Below are 20,183 nucleotides of genomic sequence, written 5' to 3' on the forward strand. Positions count from 1 at the left end.
TGTAGGAATTATGAGATTCTTAGACACAGGGAAAAAGAAAGTGGTAGCTGGAGCAACTGGTTTGGTTCTTGTAGCAGGCGGTGGTGCTGTTACATACGCAAGCACTGACATTGGGGCTCAGTTTCAGGATTGGTATGATAGTCAATTTACTGAACAAGTAGAAGAAGGGAAAACAGATGTTATTAACTATGGTAAGGGGAAAGCAAAAGATGCTCTTGAAAATCACAATGATCTAAAATCCGATGCTGGTGATAGGATTGACGTAGCAAAAGCTGCAGAAAAGCATTTAGCAAAAAAGGATATTAGCGATGAAAAAGCAGATCGCATTGCTAAATTAGAGCAGGAGAAGTCCAGCATTGAAAATTCAATGAGCAAACAATTCGATGAATTATTTGCTAAAGGGAAGGCTGCTTTAGATGACATTAAGAGTAAAGCTCAAGAAAAGGCTGAAAAAGATTTGACTAATAGCATCGATGGTAACAAGGAAGATGCAATTGAGGAAGTAAATAACGAACTTGATGCTGAGACGGACAAAGCAGTAAAACAGTTAGATAAAGCTATCTCTGAAGCAAAAAATGATCTTACCGGTAAGCTGGAAAATGAATCTAAAGATACAGAGACCGAATTGAAAAAAGCTATAGATAAAGCTGTATCAGATGTTAAAGATCAAACAAAGTCTGTGTCAGAGGATCTGGTATTTCAAAGCAAAAAAGCTATTCAGACTGCAGCTCATCAAAAGGTTGAAGACGCCAAAGGCTCTTTAGATGATGTTGTAACTAATATGAATAACTAATATGAAAGGTTATAAGGGGGCTTTGCAAAGTCCCCTTATTTTTTAGAAGGTGGTGTTACTTTGAGAACCAGGAAATTAGTTATGATTGCAGCCCTTTTTTTGATCATGATAGCAAGTGGTGTTTCTGTAGCTGCCAGCCCTGACATTTCAGGTATGCTAAAGGAATGGTTTCAGGGCAAAAGTGATGATGCCATTACCGAAATAGATAATACTGTTAATAAAGAACTGGATAGACAAACGGCACGTCTGAAGGAAAATCTGGGCCCTGTCATTGACTCTGCAGAAAAAGATATTAATACTAATGTGCAGCAGGAAAAACAAAAAGCCAAAAAGAAACTCCGGGATTATGCAGATCAATTAATTGAAAAGCATAAGTCGAACCAATCAAGCAGTTCTTCAAATAATAACGCATATGAACAGAGATTGGACAGTATTGTCAAGCAGGCAGTAAGTAAAATGGCTAATGTAAAGCCCGAAACGGATGATAAACCTAAACCTGATAATAAGCCCGAATCTGATAATGAAGATGGATCTGAATCAGAGGATGAATCAAAAACTGATGAAGATGCCGATAATCAAAATGAGTCCGCACCAGAAGAGGAATCTGAATCTGACGAGGAAGATGAACATCGTCAAGGAGATGAATCAAAATCCGGCAGTGAAGATGAATCAGATCAAAAGGCTGATGCTGGTGATTCGGACGAATCAAATGATGTCGAACAAGAAAAGAAATCTGATAGTAAACAAGAAACAAAGTAATTGAAAGTAAGAGGCTTATGCGGTGGTGCCAGGTACATAAACAATTACGAATTGTTTATGTACCTGGCACTTTATGTTACAGTGTAAATTGTTGGAATAGTTGGAAATAAAATCTAGTTGAGGAGGAACAGAATGAAAAAACAAGGTAGTTTTATGGCCGCTTTGGCGGTGACTGCTAGTCTTGCATTTCCGGCGGCGACTGTAGGTGCATCTGGTGATACGTCGTTTAAAGATGTGGACAAGGATGATCCCGCAGCCGATGTTATCTATCATTATGTCGACGAAGGTGTCATCAATGGCTATGAAGATGGTACATTCAGGAAGTTTGACGACCTGACGCGGAAGCAGGCTGCTGTTATATTGACCGAAGCTCTGGACTTGGATGTTCCAGAGAGTAGTAGTGTCACAAAGTATTTTGACGACGTCCAGGCTGATGATGGCAATGCTGATAAAATAGCTGCTGTCGCCAAAGAGGGGATTATGACCGGCGATGATGATCATTTTAAACCCTTTGAAAAGCTGACACGCGAACAAATGGCAACCATCCTTGTCAAAGGCTTGGATTTAACCAGTGAAGACAATCAAGCGGATATAAACCTCGGCAATGTGAGCGGTTCCCATAAGGCTAACGTGCAAGTACTGGGCGACCTCGGCATCACGAACCAGCTGGAGGATTTCCGGCCTTACGAAAATGTTAAGCGCGTACAAATGCTGAATTTTCTTGACCATGCGACTGATGCACAAGAAAATAACGGCGACGACATTGAAGGACTTCTGAAAAAGGCTTATGCCAATGAACAGGATCTGGACGCTTATGACATGGAAGGCCATGCCAATATCGGCGTCGATCTTCCGGAATCTGCACAGACGGAAGCGGGAGATGAGGCTATAGCCCAGCTTCTGGATGATATTCAAGTCGACTTCTCAGGGTCGTTTCAGCAGGATCCGATGGCAATGGATATGACCGTCGACGTCACTATGCAGGCGGGTGAAGGCGTAGAACAAACGGTTTCGCTTCCTATGGTTATGACAGAAGATAAAATGTGGATGAAGCAGCCGCAGCCAGAAGGCAAGGAATTACCTGAAGAAATTGCAGGTAAATACATTGAATATGATTTGGAAGCCGCAGAAGGCCAAATGCCAGCAGGCTCAGATATCAATATGAAACTGGGCCAGGACATTCAAAATATGTTCATCGACTACTTCGCAAAGGATTATTACAATCAGGTTGAAGCAGGTTCTTATGACTTTCCTGACTATGTCAATGAGAACCAGGTTGTGAAATTCAATTTGAACAATGAAAATCTGCAGCCTTTTGCTGACACACTGCTGACGGGCTTCTTGCCTGAATTTCTGAATGTTATCGAAGAAGAAGACTATGCTGATGAACTGGGATTGACCGAAGAAGACATCCAGAAAGCCCAGGAACAAATGAATGACATGCAGGCTAATATTGAAGATATCAAATCGGAAATCGACGACACCGTTGATATCAAGACATTTGAACAATATACCGCCATCAACCGTGACAACTTTATGCAAGGCAACGCGATGGATCTGGATTTGGCTATTACCAATGAAGGTGAAACCGCTGGATTGAATCTGTCTTCCGAGCAAACGAAGCAGAATATAAACGGCGATGTCACCATCGAGAAACCGGATCAGGACGAAACGATCACCGAAGAAGAATTTAACGACATCATGGAAGATCAGCTGCCGGATGAAGTACCGGGAGCTCCGGGCGATGTACCCGATGAAGTCGAGGACATTGACTAGAGACCGTATATAAAACATGAGCGGGGAGATTCGCTGTCTTCCCGCTCGTATTATATAGCTTCATAGATGGTCGATACGGCTATTATGAAACGAGTTTACGAGCATTTAAGGAGGTAAGGGTATGCTGCACCTGAAAAGGATATTGGCAGCGACACTTGTATGTTCGGCCGCCGTTATGGCATTCGGATCGGCTGGCTTGAGTGCCGAAGCCAAGGATTTGCAGGATGAGAGGGCCAAACAGGCTATTGGCGCGTATGAAGATATGCCGATGTTCCAGCATCATAAATCTTCCAGGCCTGTGAAGCAGCTTCAGAGTATGGATTTGGAGTCGATACATAATCGTGAGGTTGTGATAAAACTTAAAGCAGGAGCGGATGTTTCCGCAGAAAAATGGGGACTCGAACAAGCCTCCCGCGATTCCGGGATGCAAAGTGACCGCTACATTGTTGCCCGCGTACCGGAAGATAGCGATTTTGACAAGACAGTGCGCGCTATCGCTGACGACGGGCAGGTTGAACAGGCGGAGCCGAACTACGAGCGGCAGCTGCACGGTCCGTCTGTAAGCGACGAAAGCGATGAACCATGGTATACTGGAAAAATCAATTTGGACGGCGCACATCAGAAAACAAAGGGGTCTGCCGATACGGTCATCGCCGTTCTGGACAGCGGTGTGAATGCTGATCATCCTGCCCTGAAAGGCCGGATTCTCGATGGCTATAATTTTATAGGTGATAATAAGGATACATCGGACGACCTTGGTCACGGGACAGCTGTTTCCAGTCTTATTGCTGCGGCCAGCAGCGAAGAGGCGATGACAGGGATGGATTTAAATGCTGGCATTCTTCCGGTTAAAGTGACTGGCCCAACTGGCACGGTGACCACCGATCACATTGTCGATGGCATCTATTATGCGATCGAACATGATGCTGACATTATGAATATGAGCTACGGTGCTGGTTTATATAGTGAATTGGAAAAGGACGCTATTGCTGATGCCTATGATGCCGGGATTACGCTGGTCGCAGCGGCAGGCAACGAAGCGAGCAGTCTTCCGTCCTTCCCTGCTTCCTACCCTGGTGTCCTCAACGTGTCCGCAACCGGGAAAGATGACACGCTCACCTCTTTTTCAAGTTACGGCAATACGATTGATATGGCTGCGCCCGGAAAAGCTATCAAAGCCGCCGATCCTGAAGGAGGCTACCATGAAGTCGACGGGACATCTTTTTCTGCACCGCTCGTCAGTGGTCTGGCAGGACTTGTCAAAGCAGAACATCCTGACTGGACCAATAATGAGATGGCCTGGGCGCTGGAAGACGGGGCGTTTGCTGTTGATAATGTCGAATGGAATGATGAACGCGGCTACGGGCGTATGGATGCCGACAGGACGTTAGAACGCGATGAACTGCCTGATTGGCGTGATAACGCACCGAGTCAAAAAGGTGAAGCAGAGCCGATCACGGCTTTTCAGAAGGAACAAAACGCCATCAATTACCCGATGGATGTGGACTGGTATCGTTTTGAAGTGGAAGATGACGGTCTGGTGACAATCGATGTGACAATACCGACCGATACACTTGATCTGGTGGTTGCGCTCGATGATCCGGACGGGAAACGAAGATTTTATGACGACGGAGAAAACGGAGAAGATGAAAGCTTTTCGTTCCAGGCTGAAAAAGGGACCTATCATCTTTCCGTCTATGACGATAATCAGCACTGGTCAGCGTCCGATTACACTATAAAGGCAAAAAGCACGCAATTCTCTGACGTTAAACACTATCAGGAACCGATTGCGCAATTAGTCGAACAGGACATCATTCGCGGCTATCCGAACGGCGAATTTAAGCCGAAACATAATATCACCCGTTTGCAAGCTGTGCACATGATTCTGAAGGAAATGGCGATCGATCCGGAAAATTATGATGCTCCTAATCCTGGTTTCAAGGATATCGATCAGGATTCTGCAACCTATGCTTCTATGAAAACAGCAGCTGATTTGGGTATCCTAACAGGAAAAGACAATGGTACCGCCGATCCGTATGGGAAATTGACACGTGGGCAAATGGCGGCAATTATGGTTAGTGCTTATGACCTGAAGGGGTCAGCTGATGTGGAATTTGCTGATATTGCCAGCGATCACTGGGCGCACGATGTGATCAGTAAGCTTGTCGCAAACGATATAGCGAAAGGCTACGAAGATCAGACGTTCAGACCAAACGAAACTATCAGCCGCGAGCATTTCGCCATTATGCTTAACGCGGTGGTGCCAGGTACATAAACAATTCTGAATTGTTTATGTACCTGGCACCCTGATTCTTTATTCCTGATTCTATGTGCCTATTATCTTGATTTACGTGTGGAAAGGCGATATAATAAACAAACTTGTTGAGATATTTTACCAGATATTTCGAATGCAGATAGCTGATGTGATTAGCAGATTCCATATATAAACGGGGATTCATCAGGACATGCCATCGAGAGAGTATCAGTGACAATCAGTCCCCTGATTTGGATGTCGATATGCCATCTTCATTGTCAAGTCCTGTGAGATCGCAGAGACGGATGACAGCCAGTCTTTGCGATCTTACTGACTATGTTTTTACTTCGGCCTCTCCGCCAGTTTTGACGAGTGGTTTAAACGCAGAAGACGATTCATAAAGACTTTGACAAGGCTGCTGGTATTATCGGCAGCCTTTGCTTTTTATCGGGCGTTTGTACTGTGATATCGGAAGGGCATGTGATAGCGATGGAACTGATGCAAGGAACCTATCAAACGTGGTTTGTGCTGTTATCTCTTTTTATTGCCGTGTTCGCGTCGTATGCAGCTTTCCATATTGCGTTCCGGTTCAATGGTTCGACTGCGAAAAGCAAAACCTTTTGGGCAATCATGGGCGGTTTTTGTCTCGGTAACGGGATATGGACCATGCATTTTATCGGGATACTGGCTTATGACCTGGGGATAACGGTTACCTATGATCCAATGCTTTTTGCCCTCAGTGTTATCTGTGCGGTGACGGCAAGTATTCTGACCTTTTTATTACTGCATTTTTGTCAGCCTCAATGGTTTGTTCGTTTAATTGAATCCGCTATCATGGCTGCCGGCATTTTGTCCGTGCATTATTTGGGTATGAACTCTATGCAGATAGAGGCAGACCTGGTTTATGATGGGACCGATGTTGTGACGCTGTCCGTTCTGATAGCCTTGGCTGCTTCGTTTGCCGCGTTCCGGCTGCTTTCGATTCTCCCTTCTATTAAGCGGCGTTTAAAAAGGGAAGAAATATTCCTTGGCAGTGCCATCGTGATGGGTTTGGCGATTTTCGGAATGCATTATAGTGGCATGGCGGGGACCTATTATCAGACAAACGAGGGGGATTTGGGTCCGTCAGCCTCTTCATTCATAGGACCGGGGACGCTGTCTGTCCTGATAAGTATTGTGGTGACCATGATATTAACGGCCGCGGTCGTTATCGCCTTTTTAACCAGACGAGTGGAATCAAGTGAATATAAGTCAGGCTACCTCGAAGATCTGTATCAGTCGATCATCCACTTCGCTACGGATGCGATCGTGACAGCAGAAGAAGAAAAAGGCACGATCATTTCATGGAATAAAGCGGCGGAGCAAATTTATGGCTATGCGGAACACGAGATTCTCGGCACCGATTTCATGAATTTTTTCCCGGAAAACTACGAGCGGAAAAAAAGAGAATTTGTGCTTGGAAGCGTGGTGGAACTAAAAGCGCGGCATAAAGATGGCCATACCTTTCCGGTTGAACTATCGCTTTCCAGGCAGGGACGCGGTGAGATGACTTATTACACGTGCATTATCCGCGATATTACCGAACGGGTGGAGCAGAATCAAAGGATCCAGGAACTCGTGTATCAGGATGAGCTTACGAAACTCCCGAACCGGCGTGTGCTGATCGAGCATCTGCAGTACATACTGGATCAAGCATCAGTATCGCGTATTGCGGTCCTTTTCATGGATCTGAACCATTTCAAAAGTGTGAATGATGTATTTGGCCATCATGTCGGGGATGGACTTCTGATTGCAGCATCGGCACGGATGAGTGAGCAGCTTCAGGAAGGCGAATTCATTGCCCGTCAGAGCGGTGATGAGTTCGTGGCGGTGCTTCAGAATGTGTCTGAGGATCAAGTGCAGCATACGGTCCAGTCGCTGATTGACGTCATGAATCGCCCGTTTGTTGTGGAAGGGTATGAATTGTTTGTTTCGGCGTCTATCGGCGTTAGTCTGTACCCTGAAGATGGTAAAACGACAGAACAATTAATCCAGTATGCGGATACCGCGATGTATCACGCGAAAAATAGCAGCGAGAATCAATGCTGCTTTTTCACGCGGGATATGAATGAGGAGATGTCGGTAAAAGGGTTCCGCGAGTCTGATATCAGGAAAGGGCTGGAAGCGAGGGAATTTCAGCTCTATTACCAACCGCAGATCAGTGTTGCGGATGGAGAAATCAAAGGATATGAAGCACTTATCCGGTGGGAACATCCGGAGCATGGTCTGATATATCCCGGCGATTTCATTCCGATTGCTGAAGAAACAAGGCAGATTGTGCCGCTGGGGCGATGGGTGCTGGAAGAAGCGTGCTGGCAGATGATGTCCTGGTGGAAGGAAGGGGGAACAGTGTCCAGAGTATCTGTGAACATATCTGCTGTTCAATTCTATCATCCGAACTTTATGCAGATGGTGACAGATGTTCTTGCTGAGTCAGGGCTTCCTGCCGACTATCTGGAACTGGAATTGACGGAAAGTATTATGCAAGATCCCGAGCAGGCTGTTTTCATTATGGAAGAAATGCGGGAAATGGGTGTCAGACTATCACTTGATGACTTTGGAACGGGATATACCTCTTTGAGCTGTCTGAGGAATTTTCCGCTCAACAGCTTGAAGATCGACCGGTCCTTTGTGGTTAATATGACACAAGACTCCCAGGAAAAAGCGATTGTGGAAGCCATTATTCATATGGCGCACAACCTGAACTTTAACGTCATCGCCGAAGGAATTGAACATGAAAACCAGCTTCAGCTTCTTTATGACAAGGCATGTGACGAATACCAAGGCTATTATTACAGCCAGCCCCTTCCTCCCGGCGCAGAGCGGGTGCCCGAGCGGGTGTGAGGGGCATAAGTGTTGCGGGTGCCAGACACAAACAATTCATAATACCGTGAATCATTTGTGTGTCTGGCACTTTGAAAATTTTGTCATAATATCTGTTAAACGTCTGTTTATTTCTACCGATATTAAAAGTAGTCATTTTATGAGCAGCCATTATCGGCAGCTTTTGCTTTCGTTTTTGGTTTTTGTACTGGGATATAGGAAGGAAATGTGATATCGGTGGAAATGATGCAGGGAACATATAAGCCGTTTCTTGTGCTATTATCTCTTTTTATTGCCGTGTTCGCTTCGTATGCAGCCTTTCATGTAGCGGGCCGGCTTAACGGTTCAACGACGAAAAACAAACTCATTTGGGCGATTTTTGGCGGCTTTTGCCTAGGCGGCGGGATATGGTCGATGCATTTTGTCGGAATGCTGGCCTATGACATGGGGATAGCTGTTACGTATGATCCGCTGCTTTTTGCACTCAGCGTGGTCTGCGCGATGGTAGCAAGCATTCTGGCCTTTTTGATACTGCAGTTTTCTCACGTGAAACTTATTAATCATCTGATTGGGTCAGTATTGATTGGTGCCGGCATTGTGTCCATGCACTATATTGGTATGGCCTCCATGAAGCTAGGCGCAGATTTGATTTATGACGGGACCTATGTCACGCTGTCGGGTCTGATAGCCTTGGCTGCTTCGTTTGCCGCACTCCGGCTCCTTTCATTTGTTCCTTCCATTGAGCACCCTTTGAAAAGGGAGGCAGGATTCACTGGAAGTTCTATCATAATGGGAATCGCGATTTCCGGGCTTCATTATACGGCCATGGCGGGAACCTATTTTAAGCTAAACGGAGACGGTATCCGTCCGGCATCTTCTTCATTCATCGGACCAGAGATGCTGTCTGTCCTGATAACGATGGTTGTGATGATGATCTCGACGACCAGTATCATCCTCGCTGTTTTTACCCGGAAAGTTGAATCAAGTGAAGATAAGTCGGAATATCTCGAAGATCTGTATCAGTCGATTATCCATTCCGCCACGGATGCGATCGTGACGGCGAAACAGGATGGGACCATCACATCATGGAATCGAGCAGCGGAACGCATTTTTGGTTATGACGAAGAAGAGGCTGTCGGCGGAGACGCGCTGAAGATCATTCCCGCATTGGGACAGCAGTGGAGCGGAGAAAAAAACATGACGGGACAACTGGTGGAGCTTGAAGGGCAGCACAAAGATGGCCGTACATTCCCAATTGAACTCTCGCTTTCCAGGCAGGGGCGTGGCGATCAGGGCTATTACACCGGCATTGTCCGCGATGTTTCTGATCGGGTCAAAAAGAATGAGCGAATCCAGGAACTGGTGTATCGTGATGAGCTCACAAGACTGCCGAATCGGCGTATGCTGAATGAACACTTGCAGTATATGCTCGATCAAAAAGCTGTATTTCAGGTGGCGGTTCTTTTCATCGATCTGGATCGTTTCAAAAATGTGAATGATGTGTTTGGTCACCAAGTCGGGGATGGCCTGCTTATTTCGACATCTGAACGGGTGAGTGAGGAGCTTCAGGAAGGGGAATTCATTGCCCGCCAGAGCGGTGATGAATTCGTAGCGGTACTTCCAAATGCGAACCAGTATCAAGCGGTGCAAACGGCTAATTCGCTGATTCAAACATTGAAGCGTCCATTTCTGGTGGAAGGGTATGAATTGTTTGTATCGGCTTCTATCGGCATTAGCATGTACCCTCAGAACGGAAAGACGGCGGAAGAATTGATCCGGTATGCGGATACCGCGATGTATCAGTCCAAGAACAACAGTCAGGTTGAATTCCGTTTTTTCACGCCGGACATGAACGAGGAGATATCGAAAAAACTAATCCTTGAATCTGAGCTCAGAAAAGGGCTGGAAGAGGAACACTTTCTGCTTTATTATCAGCCCCAGGTCAGTGTCGCGGAGGGTGACGTCAAAGGCTATGAAGCGCTTATCCGGTGGCAGCATCCAGAGCGCGGTATGGTCTCGCCCGGCGATTTTATTCCGCTCGCTGAAGAAACGGGCCTGATTGTGCCGCTTGGCCAGTGGGTGCTGGAAGAAGCGTGCCGGCAGATGGTCTCGTGGCTGAATCAGGGCAAAGCAGTGTCCCGAATGTCGGTGAATATATCCGCCATTCAATTCCAGCAGCCGGACTTTGTACAGATGGTGAAAGACGTTCTTGCTGAAACAGGACTTCCCGCAGAATTTTTGGAACTGGAAATGACGGAAAGCATCGTGCAAGATCCCGAGAAGTCCGTTCCCGTTATGAACGAGATACGGGAAATGGGCGTTAAAATATCGCTTGATGATTTTGGGACGGGGTATTCCTCTCTGAGCTATCTGAAGGATTATCCGCTCAATACGCTGAAGATCGACAAGTCCTTCGTCGATAACATGGAACAGGGCAGCAAGGAAAAAGCGATTGTGGATGCGATCATTCATATGGCACACCGCCTGGAATTCAACGTTATCGCTGAAGGAATCGAAAACGAAAGCCAGCTTCAGCTTCTCTCCGGTAAAGCATGCGAAGAATACCAAGGCTACTATTACAGCAAACCGCTGCCAGCTGAATCTATATAGCGGTGCGGCTGCCCCGGTGCGGTGCGGGTGCCAGGTACATAAACAATTCTGAATTGTTTATGTACCTGGCACTTTGTCCAAAAAGGTGGCAACTTGTGCTCTTGTGACGTTTTCATATGGACGGAAGTCGTCTAATTCCGTTGTTATGCCCAGATTAGCCAGTATTTGCACAGATTCTTTATGAGAGGGGTCGACGTTATTTAGATAGACATCAGCGTCGTCATTGTTTTTCTTTTCATTAATATCATTAAGGGAGAATGCTTTATTCAGGATTGTTGCCATTTGTTCTCTTGTGAGATTGTCGTACTCCCCGAAATGGCCATTGTCTCCTTTTAATACATTAGCGTGAGTCAGTGTTGCAATGGATTTGGCATAGTCATTATGCTTATTAATGTCGTCATAAGCTGTTAAAACTTGTTTTAGAGTTGGCACAGGAAAGTGACGTAAATTTTGAATTATGTTGGTCATTTGTCCCCGTTTAACATCTTCCCAGGGATAAAAGCGTCCGTCGGGTTTGCCCTTAATCGCATCTTTTTTGGACATAGTCATAATTGCCTTATAATGACCGCCTGTTTCTCCCTCTGTAACGTCAGGGAAACCATCAGAAGGTGTGCTGTTTTCGCCATTATCTTTGGGAGCTGTTTCCCCATTCTGATTGGTTGAATCATGTTGTGTCGATTTTTCTTTATTCGGCTGTTGATCCGCATTGTCATCCTCGTCGTTGCCGGCTTGTCCTTCTCCTGCTTCAGCAAAATCCGGATATTGGACCAGTCCACGTCCATATGTCGTGTCTTGGCCTTTCGCACCAAGGTCGTGTGAACTGGCATAAAGTGTATCTGTGAGATCTTCGGCAGACATATCAGGGTGCTGTTCCTGTAATAATGCGAGCATTCCCGTAATATAGGGTGCCGCTTGAGATGTGCCGCTGCCTTTTGCATAGTCATTATCCAAATAGGTGCTGACAATGTTTTTGCCGGGAGCGACAACATCTAAATTCGGACCTCTGGAGGAAAAGGAGGCAAGCTGATTATGCTTGTCTGTCGCGCCTACAGCGATCACATGATTATATTTGGCGGGATACCCAATGGGGGAATCACCGCTGTTCCCCGCTGATGCAACAATCAGGATCCCTTTAGATGCTACTTCGTCGAGCTTTGTTTTTAATGCATGGGATGCGGTGTATGTACCTGAGCTAATATTAATCATGTCCATCTGATGCTTAATGGCCCAGTCGATCCCTTCAATTACATCCATTAGATTGCCTTCGCCGTCAGCGTTCAGAACCTTAACTGGGTAAAGGTCTGCATCACTTGCAACACCTGTGACGCCCATATCATTATTATTTGCCGCAATAATGCCCGAGACATGTGTGCCGTGGCCATTGTCATCAGCAGACGAATCCGTATAATTCACGGTGGAAGTGCCCTTTTCGACATCCAGATCACGATGTTCGTCAGAAATACCTGTGTCCAGGACTGCAATTTTTTCATTTTCACCGGTCAGGTCATGCTGCCAGGCTTGGGGAACCTTTGTCTTTTTGTGGCTGTATTGCGTCATGGAATCCTGAGATTGTATTTTAACAGATTGGTTCTTCTCAATGGTATCAACGACCGGATCCTGCTTTATCTTGTCATATTGCTTGTTTGCCAGTTTTATAGACACTATATGAGATTTATAGTTTCCATCGATTTTTGTACCGTTATACGTGTGAATCGTCTCTTTCATCTGTTGTTTAGATATGCCATTTTTAAAGGTTAGAATATACGCGCCATTCGTAACCTGGGACGTGTCCGGTGTTTCTTGCGCCCCCGCGTCCAGTGAGGGAGGTGCCGGAATAGAATCCGATGCGCCCGCTGTCTGAGCCATTGCCGGCATAGAACCTAACATGAGCATGGCTGCCATCGTGGATGCTGCGGCCCTTCTGAGTTTGCTTCGCTTCCAGTTTGTCACGTCAGTCCCCTCCAGTATTACTAGTGTTTTACTTTTTCTATTATTATATCATGGGGTGCCAGGTACATAAACGATTGACAATTATCTGAACTGTGTATGTACCTGGCACACGCCATAGATTTCCTTTATAATAAAGGGGTGAATTTAAATAGGGGGTTAGACACATGAGGGCAATCACCATAGGAATGTTGGCTGTTATGCTTGCTTTGTCCGCTTGTTCTGCGTCATCGACTTCTGATGAATCCCAGTCGGATGATTCTGAGCAGGCAGAAGCGACGACGTCTGGCGAAACAACAGAGGACGAGCAAGTTGCAGAAGATGATGCGGATCAGGATGAGAAAGAGGCAGCAGAGGAGGATGAATCAGAAGATAAAAAGGACAAGCAAAATGATGCCGCGTTTAAACAGAAAAAGCCGGAATATAGAATGACGGATAACTATTACATTGAGCCCATTGATGATGCAGATTCGAAAGTGGTGCTGCTGACGATTGATGATGCACCAGAAGATCATGCGGTGGAAATGGCGGAAAAGCTGAAAGAGATGGATGCTGGTGCTATTTTTTACATAAATAAGATGTATGTTGATCAGGATGGCGGCAAGGAAAAGCTGGAGAAAATTCATGACATGGGTTTTCCGCTGGGCAACCACACAGATACCCATCCTAATCTTTCCGACCTGTCAGGACAGGAGCAGCGGGATGAATTGACGCCGGTTTATGATCAGATTGAAGACATAACGGGCAATCCTGTTAAATTCTTCCGTGCGCCGCATGGTGTTAACACCGACGTGTCGGATCAATTGGCGGAAAAACGCGATGCACTGGTGATGAACTGGTCATATGGCTATGATTTTAAACCCGGTTATGAAGATGCGGCTAAACTGACTGATATCATGCTTCATCCAGACCCGGAAGGCTTGCTGCGTGACGGTGCGATTCTCTTAATGCATGACCGCGACTGGACGAATAAAGCATTGGAAGATATCGTAAAAGGCCTGCGCGATCAAGGTTACACCATCCTTGACCCAGCCCTGCTGAAAACACCGCAATCACCAGAAGCGGAATAGACGAAAAAGTGCACCCCGTACTGACGGCGGTGCACTTTTTTGCAGGTGCCAGGTACATACACTATTCGGATAACTGCGAATAGTGTATGTACCTGGCACCACCCCAAAGACACCCCGAAAATTATAATTTGCATACAAAGTGGGTGTGATTTGTCCGGTTGAAGGTTTGGAAAGAGAAAATTGGCGGGGCGATTTAAGGCTTATTGCGCTCAAAATCAATTTTTACGCTTTTTACAGCAGTTCACATCTAGGCTATGATGTGGGTACCAGGTACACATATGATTCGGATAATTGCCAATTGTGTATGTACCTGGCACCAATTGAAAGAAAGGAGGGACAAGCGATGGGCAGACGCAAGCGTGATTGGTATCCCGGTGGGTTTTATCATGTTGTAATGCGCGGTAATAATCGGCAGGGAATATTTACAGACTCGACGGATATACAGGAGTATCACCGCATTTTGACAGATGTTTATTATAAGCATCTTTTTGAGATTCATGCTTACTGTGTCATGACGAATCACGTTCATCTGCTGCTTCATTCTCCGCATGTGAATATAAGTGTCATTATGAGGCATATCAACAAACGGTATAGCGATTATTACCGGGATCGGTATGACTATACTGGCCAAATTTATGAAAACCGGTATTATTCCAAAGACGTGACAAGTATTCAAGCACTTCTGCATACCTCGGCTTATATCCATCTGAATCCCATTGAAACAACATATCCGATGGCACAAAAACTTGAAATGTATCCGTATTCCACCTATCCCAGTTATTTTGGCAATCAGCTAAGTCCCCAACCCTACATCCATCTCGAAATGCTGCCCGGCCTATTAAATAAAATGAATAATCCAGACGGTTTATCCTATGCTAAATGGTGCCTGAGCCGGAAAGAGGAGAAGTAGCGTACCAGGTACAGACACTATTCAGAATAGTGTCTGTACCTGGTACCTATTTTTTGATATCATTTTTGATTTTCAGTACAATTACCTTATATTCAAACAAACCCAGCTAAGGCAGTGTTTTGTACGGTTAGAATCGCTGCATATGGTGCTGTTGATGTTTTTTCGAGAAGTAACATGGCTAAAATACTTGTTAAAGAAAGCTGGAAAGGGTGGTGTTGAATCTTATGGAATCCTTCGATATACACATGCTGCCGCGTGAGGCGCATACGGATGCGGCCGAAATGGAACACATAACAGACCTCGTGAACCGCGCGTTTGCACGAGCTGAGAAAGGCGTTATGAAGCCTTGGGTTGTGCGCACGACGGTGGAGGATGTGACAAAGCTCACCAGTGACGGGGAGCTCGCTGTCGCTCGTTCGAATGGGCAGACAATTGGCTGTGTCCGTGTCCGGCAGCTTGATTCAGAGACGGAAGGATTAGGAATGCTTGCAGTAGATGAAGCATTTCAGGGCACAGGAGCTGGCCGGGCATTAGTCCGTTTTGCAGAACAGCGGTGCCAATCCGAACAGCTGCCCAAAATGCAGCTTGAGATGCTTATGCCACGGGAAGGATCATACCCCGGCAAAGTAAGCTTAAAAAATTGGTACTCGCGTATGGGCTACCAGCAGGCTGACACCCATATCATCGACGATTCATTCCCAGAGCTGATGAAAGAGCTGGACGCACCCAGCAAGTTTATTGTATTTCAGAAAGAGCTGGGATAAATGGTGCCAGGTACATACACTATTCTGTATATTTAGAATAGTGTATGTACCTGGCACCCCTGAATTTTACATATGACATTGTCGCTGGAGCTGGTGCACTTCTTCGGCAAGGTCCGAAACAGGGCCGTCCACTGTTGTGTCGCGGATCACTTCCTGAATAGGGCGGCCGATAGCGCGTGGTGTTCCGGCTATGCCCATTTCGTCGAACCATTCAGCCAGCTGCTCGGATGAGCTTGCATAAACGATCCGGCCCAGCCCTGCCAATCCATGAGCTGCGGCACACATGGGGCAATGTTCCCCTGAAGTATAGACCGTCGCTTTACTTTTTTCTTCAGGTGCCATATTTTCTCCTGCCCAGCGTGCCAATGCAAATTCAGGGTGCTGGGTCTTGTCACCATCGGAAATCTGGTTAAGTTTTTCAGCAAGCACATCGCCCTCAGCTGAAACAAGGATGGAACCGAATGGCTCATCTCCATTTTCCAAAGCTGTCGTCGCTAAATCAACGCATCGGCGCAAATGCTTCCTATCTGTCTCATCGATCATCGTTTTATCCCTCCTTGAATATATCGTAAACTCAATCATTCATCATCCGGCAGTCATAATCCCTGCATCTAATGACAGGCTGACATCTCAGTCACCTGCCATTATAACGTGGCTTTGGCGTATAGGCGACAGATTCGGGGTGCCAGGTACATAAACAATTCCGGCAATTCCAAATTGTGTATGTACCTGGCACCCACCGCCGGGCACCCACCGCCGGGCACCCACCGCCGGCACCGACCGCTATTTCTTTCTTGTTTCCTTCCCTTCATAAGTACTATCATGTTGCACGTAATTTAGTATTGGGGAGGAATTTAAGTGAGAAGGTATGGTTTTGTTGTTATTCTGGTCGGTATGTTGCTTGCGGTTTTTACATCGCCGGCAGATGCCGCATCTGATTTTAAAGATGTGTCTCAGCAGAATTCTCACTATATGGGGATAGCGACATTAACGGAAGATGACATCATTCACGGCTATGCTTCAAATGAGTACCATCCATATGAAGACATCAGCAGACAGCAGACGGCGGCGTTATTTTTCAAAGCTAAAGATCTCTCGGAACCATCTCATCCGTCGCGTCTATTAAATCATTTTAAGGATACATCAGCTTCAGATTATTATGCTGACCCGATTGCTGCTACATATGATGCTGACATATTCAAAGGGAAAAATGGTTATTTTAATGGCAGTCAGCCATTAACACGGGAACAGATGGCAACGGTGCTGGTTCACGCTTATGATATTAAGGACAGCGGAAACACTGTTGATGCCAATGTTTCCAACGTGAGTCCATCACACAAAAAGAATGTGAAACGATTGTTACAGCATGGCATTTCCAATCAGACAGATGACTTTCGGCCGGCTGAAAAAGTGACACGCGGTCAGTTTGCCACGTTCCTGTATAAGACTTTGCAGGTGACGTCTGATCAATACAAAGAAATGTCCGCCCATTTTATTGATGTGGGGCAAGGTGATGGCATTCTGATCGAGACGCCAAACGATGAAACTATTTTAGTTGATGGCGGTCCTAAATCCGCGGGAGATGACGTGGTTGACTACCTGCATCAGGAAGGCATTGAATCGATCGATCTTCTTGTGGCAACACATCCCGATGCCGACCATATTGGCGGTCTTATCGATGTCCTTAAACAGTTTAACGTTGATCGTGTGCTGGATAGCGGGAAATCGCATACGACGCAAACTTATGAAGAATACACGGACGTGATTGATAAGAAAAATATTCCCATGGATACAGCGGCGTCCGGCGAAATGCTCGATCTGGATAAACGTTTGGATATTAAAGTGCTGAACAGCAAAAACACAAGCAGTGATAATAATGATTCATCCATTGTGCTAAAACTGACACAAGGTGATGTTGATTATTTATTAACGGGTGATGCAACGACGAAAAACGAACAGAAAATGATGGAAAATTACGATGTGTCATCTGACATATTGAAAGTTGGCCATCATGGATCCAGTACGTCAACTTCGCAAGCTTTCATCGATGAAGTTGAGCCGGATGTGGGCATATTGTCGTATGGGGAAAATAATTATGGTCATCCTGATGACGCAGTCGTGGATCGCTTGAATGATGCTGGCACCAGCCTGTATTCAACGATGCAGTCAGGTGACATCACAGTAGATTCCAATAAATTTGCTTATAAAGTGGATGCGTCAGAATATGGTTCGGCACCGGAACCTGAACCAGAGCCCGAGCCAGATCCGGACCCTGAGCCAAATCCAGAGCCCGATCCTAAGCCGGATCCAGAGCCCGAGCCCAGTCCAGATCCAGATCCTTATCCGATTAACGTCAATAATGCTGATAGGGAAGATCTTCAATTAATCACCGGCGTCGGCACAGCAATCTCTCAAAATATAATAGACTACCGGCAGGAACACGGCTCATTCGACACACTAAAAGAACTAGACAATGTCAGCTACATCGGCCCCGCAACACTAGAAGAAATGAAACCAGATATCACGCTGTAAACGATAGGTGCCAGGTACATACACGATTGGCAATTGCCAGAATTGTTTATGTACCTGGCACCTAATTGTGATTTACCTCATATTTTCTGCTATATGGGTTATAGTAAAAGCAGATAGATAACGCGCGAAAGAAGGGGCGATAGACATGTTTGATAATCGGACTGGTGAAGTGATGGCTGATTTGCTGATTGATTGGGATGTTAATCGTATTTATGGCATGCCCGGAAATTCCATAAATGAATTCATGGATGATTTGCGCAAGAAGGAAGATGCTATTAATTTTGTGCAAATTCGCCATGAAGAGGTTGGCGCCCTCGCGGCATCCTCTTATGCTAAGTTGACCGGAAAGTTGGGTGTTTGTTCATCGATCGCAGGGCCGGGTGGTATTCATTTGCTGAATGGCTTGTATGACGCTAAAAAAGACCGGGTTCCGGTGCTGGCGATTGTTGGACAGGTGCCATCTGATGATGTTGGCACCGATACGCATCAGGAAATTAATCTGGAAAGAATGTTTGATGGCGTGGCTGTTTATAACAGGCGCGCGGAGACCGCCACACATCTCCCGGATATGCTGAATACGGCGATTCGCATGGCCTATACGCACCGGAGTGTCTCGGTTTTAATTGTGCCTGATGACTTGTTCGCGGCGAAACAAAAACAGGATAAGAAAAAACTAACGAATAGAACCCTGGCAGCGTCCACGCCCGTTCCTCATCAGAATAACCTGCAGCGCGCCGTTCAACTAATTGAGGCGGCAGAGAAGCCAGTTATTCTTGCTGGAAAAGGTGCCTACGGAGCCAGGGAAGCCTTGCTTGAATTTGCGGAAAAAATCAACGCACCGATTGTATTAAGTTTGCTTGGAAAAGGGACGATTCCGGATCGCCATCCTCTAAACCTCGGACAGCACGGGCAAATTGGCACCAAGCCGGCCTTTGAAGCAGTGATGGATACGGATTTGCTGCTGTTCATCGGGACTAGTTTTCCGTATCGGGGTTATCTGCCGGATGACGTCCGCTCGATTCAGATTGAGATTATGCAGGACCGGGTAGGCGGCATTTACCCCGTTACTGAGGGGCTTTGCGGGGATACGAAAGAGATTCTGCCCATGCTGACGGAGCGGATTTCAGAAAAAGAAAACACCGATTTTCTTGAAACCTATCAGGAAAAGATGAAGCGGTGGCATGCTCATGTGGATGATGAGAAAAATAAAAGGGAAGGCAGCCTTTATGGACCGCAAGTCATCGGTGCCGTGGAGAACAATATGCAAGATGATGCTGTCGTATCGTGTGATGTGGGCAACGTAACGGTCTGGACATCCCGTTTTCTCTATCTTACCAGGCAGCACTTTCTGCTGTCCGGCGGGCTCGCCACGATCGGCATTGGACTGCCGGGTGCCATCGCTTCCCAGCTTGCTTATCCGGACAAACAGGTCGTTGCTATCTGCGGGGATGGCGGTTTTGCTCAGGTGATGCAGGATTTTGTAACAGCTGTCAAGTATGATTTGCCGATCAAAGTAATCATCCTGAACAACAGCAAAATTGGTATGATTAAATATGAACAGCAAGAAACCGGAAACGTCGATTATGAAACGGATTTAGGAGCCATTGACTTTGCTGGATTTGCCGAAAATTGCGGCGGAGAAGGGCACCGTGTTGATAAGCAGGCGGATTTGGACACGACCATGCAACAAGCATTTCTCTCAGCCAAACCCGCTATTATTGATGTGGTGACAGAAGATATGGCCCCGCTTCCGGGAAAAATCACCTACGACCAAGCGGTCAGCTACGGCGAATTTCTAATCAAAGACTTCTTCCTCAACAAAAAAATCGAATTCCCAGACCCCGAAAAAACACTCCGGCGGTTATTTTAAGGGTGCCAGGTACATACACAATTCAGAATAGTGTAT

The 20,183-nt window shown here is 46.2% G+C and carries 13 protein-coding genes; 11 read left to right on the forward strand and 2 right to left on the reverse strand.

From position 1 onward, the window contains the following. The first annotated feature begins 10 nt into the window (after positions 1-10). From ACFQU8_RS07640 to ACFQU8_RS07665, 6 genes are all read left to right on the forward strand, one after another. Positions 11-793: a hypothetical protein gene (locus ACFQU8_RS07640; RefSeq protein WP_382358617.1), complete on the forward strand. Its 783-nt coding sequence runs from the start codon at positions 11-13 to the stop codon at positions 791-793. A gap of 81 nt (positions 794-874) precedes the next feature. After that, positions 875-1,552 (forward strand): hypothetical protein, encoded by a 678-nt coding sequence (locus ACFQU8_RS07645; RefSeq protein WP_382358618.1) that lies wholly within the window; start codon positions 875-877, stop codon positions 1,550-1,552. A 132-nt stretch (positions 1,553-1,684) separates the two neighbouring features. Continuing rightward, the gene (locus ACFQU8_RS07650) at positions 1,685-3,328 is read left to right on the forward strand and encodes an S-layer homology domain-containing protein (protein ID WP_382358619.1); all 1,644 of its coding nucleotides are present in this window, start codon (positions 1,685-1,687) and stop codon (positions 3,326-3,328) included. Between the two features lie 121 nt (positions 3,329-3,449). Next, complete coding sequence (locus tag ACFQU8_RS07655; protein ID WP_382358620.1) at positions 3,450-5,603, forward strand: S8 family peptidase; 2,154 nt, start codon at positions 3,450-3,452, stop codon at positions 5,601-5,603. Positions 5,604-6,071: 468 nt separating this feature from the next. Further along, positions 6,072-8,465 (forward strand): bifunctional diguanylate cyclase/phosphodiesterase, encoded by a 2,394-nt coding sequence (locus ACFQU8_RS07660; RefSeq protein ID WP_382358621.1) that lies wholly within the window; start codon positions 6,072-6,074, stop codon positions 8,463-8,465. A gap of 207 nt (positions 8,466-8,672) precedes the next feature. Then, positions 8,673-11,054 carry an EAL domain-containing protein gene (locus ACFQU8_RS07665; RefSeq protein ID WP_382358622.1) on the forward strand — a complete coding sequence of 794 codons (2,382 nt, stop codon included), beginning with the start codon at positions 8,673-8,675 and terminating at the stop codon, positions 11,052-11,054. A gap of 57 nt (positions 11,055-11,111) precedes the next feature. Here the strand turns inward: ACFQU8_RS07665 and ACFQU8_RS07670 are convergent, their stop codons facing one another. Further along, positions 11,112-13,004, reverse strand: coding sequence for a S8 family peptidase (locus ACFQU8_RS07670; RefSeq protein WP_382358623.1), 1,893 nt, complete (start codon positions 13,002-13,004; stop codon positions 11,112-11,114). Positions 13,005-13,168: 164 nt separating this feature from the next. Here ACFQU8_RS07670 and ACFQU8_RS07675 point away from each other — a divergent pair, with 164 nt between their 5' ends. From ACFQU8_RS07675 to ACFQU8_RS07685, 3 genes are all read left to right on the forward strand, one after another. Then, the gene (locus tag ACFQU8_RS07675) at positions 13,169-14,071 is read left to right on the forward strand and encodes a polysaccharide deacetylase family protein (RefSeq protein ID WP_382358624.1); all 903 of its coding nucleotides are present in this window, start codon (positions 13,169-13,171) and stop codon (positions 14,069-14,071) included. 343 nt (positions 14,072-14,414) lie between these two features. Then, positions 14,415-14,981, forward strand: a complete 567-nt coding sequence (locus tag ACFQU8_RS07680) for a transposase (RefSeq protein ID WP_382358625.1) — start codon at positions 14,415-14,417, stop codon at positions 14,979-14,981. 224 nt (positions 14,982-15,205) lie between these two features. Next, positions 15,206-15,745, forward strand: coding sequence for a GNAT family N-acetyltransferase (locus ACFQU8_RS07685; RefSeq protein ID WP_382358626.1), 540 nt, complete (start codon positions 15,206-15,208; stop codon positions 15,743-15,745). 66 nt (positions 15,746-15,811) lie between these two features. Here ACFQU8_RS07685 and ACFQU8_RS07690 read toward each other — a convergent pair whose 3' ends face one another. Then, positions 15,812-16,288: a nucleoside deaminase gene (locus ACFQU8_RS07690; protein WP_382358627.1), complete on the reverse strand. Its 477-nt coding sequence runs from the start codon at positions 16,286-16,288 to the stop codon at positions 15,812-15,814. A gap of 315 nt (positions 16,289-16,603) precedes the next feature. Here ACFQU8_RS07690 and ACFQU8_RS07695 point away from each other — a divergent pair, with 315 nt between their 5' ends. Together ACFQU8_RS07695 and ACFQU8_RS07700 are read left to right on the forward strand one after the other, a co-directional pair. Continuing rightward, the gene (locus tag ACFQU8_RS07695) at positions 16,604-18,277 is read left to right on the forward strand and encodes an S-layer homology domain-containing protein (protein WP_382358628.1); all 1,674 of its coding nucleotides are present in this window, start codon (positions 16,604-16,606) and stop codon (positions 18,275-18,277) included. A gap of 145 nt (positions 18,278-18,422) precedes the next feature. Beyond that, positions 18,423-20,147, forward strand: coding sequence for a pyruvate oxidase (locus tag ACFQU8_RS07700; protein WP_382358629.1), 1,725 nt, complete (start codon positions 18,423-18,425; stop codon positions 20,145-20,147). Positions 20,148-20,183: the final 36 nt, after the last annotated feature.

The organism is Lentibacillus kimchii, from assembly GCF_042666895.1.
Lineage (GTDB): Bacteria > Bacillota > Bacilli > Bacillales > Amphibacillaceae > Lentibacillus > Lentibacillus kimchii.

Excerpts from the sequence above, each read along its gene's own strand:
- ACFQU8_RS07640 (WP_382358617.1), top strand. The coding sequence starts at position 11 with ATGAGATTCTTAGACACAGGGAAAAAGAAAGTGGTAGCTGGAGCAACT.
- ACFQU8_RS07645 (WP_382358618.1), top strand. The coding sequence starts at position 875 with ATGATTGCAGCCCTTTTTTTGATCATGATAGCAAGTGGTGTTTCTGTA.
- ACFQU8_RS07650 (WP_382358619.1), top strand. The coding sequence starts at position 1,685 with ATGAAAAAACAAGGTAGTTTTATGGCCGCTTTGGCGGTGACTGCTAGT.
- ACFQU8_RS07655 (WP_382358620.1), top strand. The coding sequence starts at position 3,450 with ATGCTGCACCTGAAAAGGATATTGGCAGCGACACTTGTATGTTCGGCC.
- ACFQU8_RS07660 (WP_382358621.1), top strand. The coding sequence starts at position 6,072 with ATGGAACTGATGCAAGGAACCTATCAAACGTGGTTTGTGCTGTTATCT.
- ACFQU8_RS07675 (WP_382358624.1), top strand. The coding sequence starts at position 13,169 with ATGAGGGCAATCACCATAGGAATGTTGGCTGTTATGCTTGCTTTGTCC.
- ACFQU8_RS07680 (WP_382358625.1), top strand. The coding sequence starts at position 14,415 with ATGGGCAGACGCAAGCGTGATTGGTATCCCGGTGGGTTTTATCATGTT.
- ACFQU8_RS07685 (WP_382358626.1), top strand. The coding sequence starts at position 15,206 with ATGGAATCCTTCGATATACACATGCTGCCGCGTGAGGCGCATACGGAT.
- ACFQU8_RS07690 (WP_382358627.1), bottom strand. The coding sequence starts at position 16,288 with ATGATCGATGAGACAGATAGGAAGCATTTGCGCCGATGCGTTGATTTA.
- ACFQU8_RS07700 (WP_382358629.1), top strand. The coding sequence starts at position 18,423 with ATGTTTGATAATCGGACTGGTGAAGTGATGGCTGATTTGCTGATTGAT.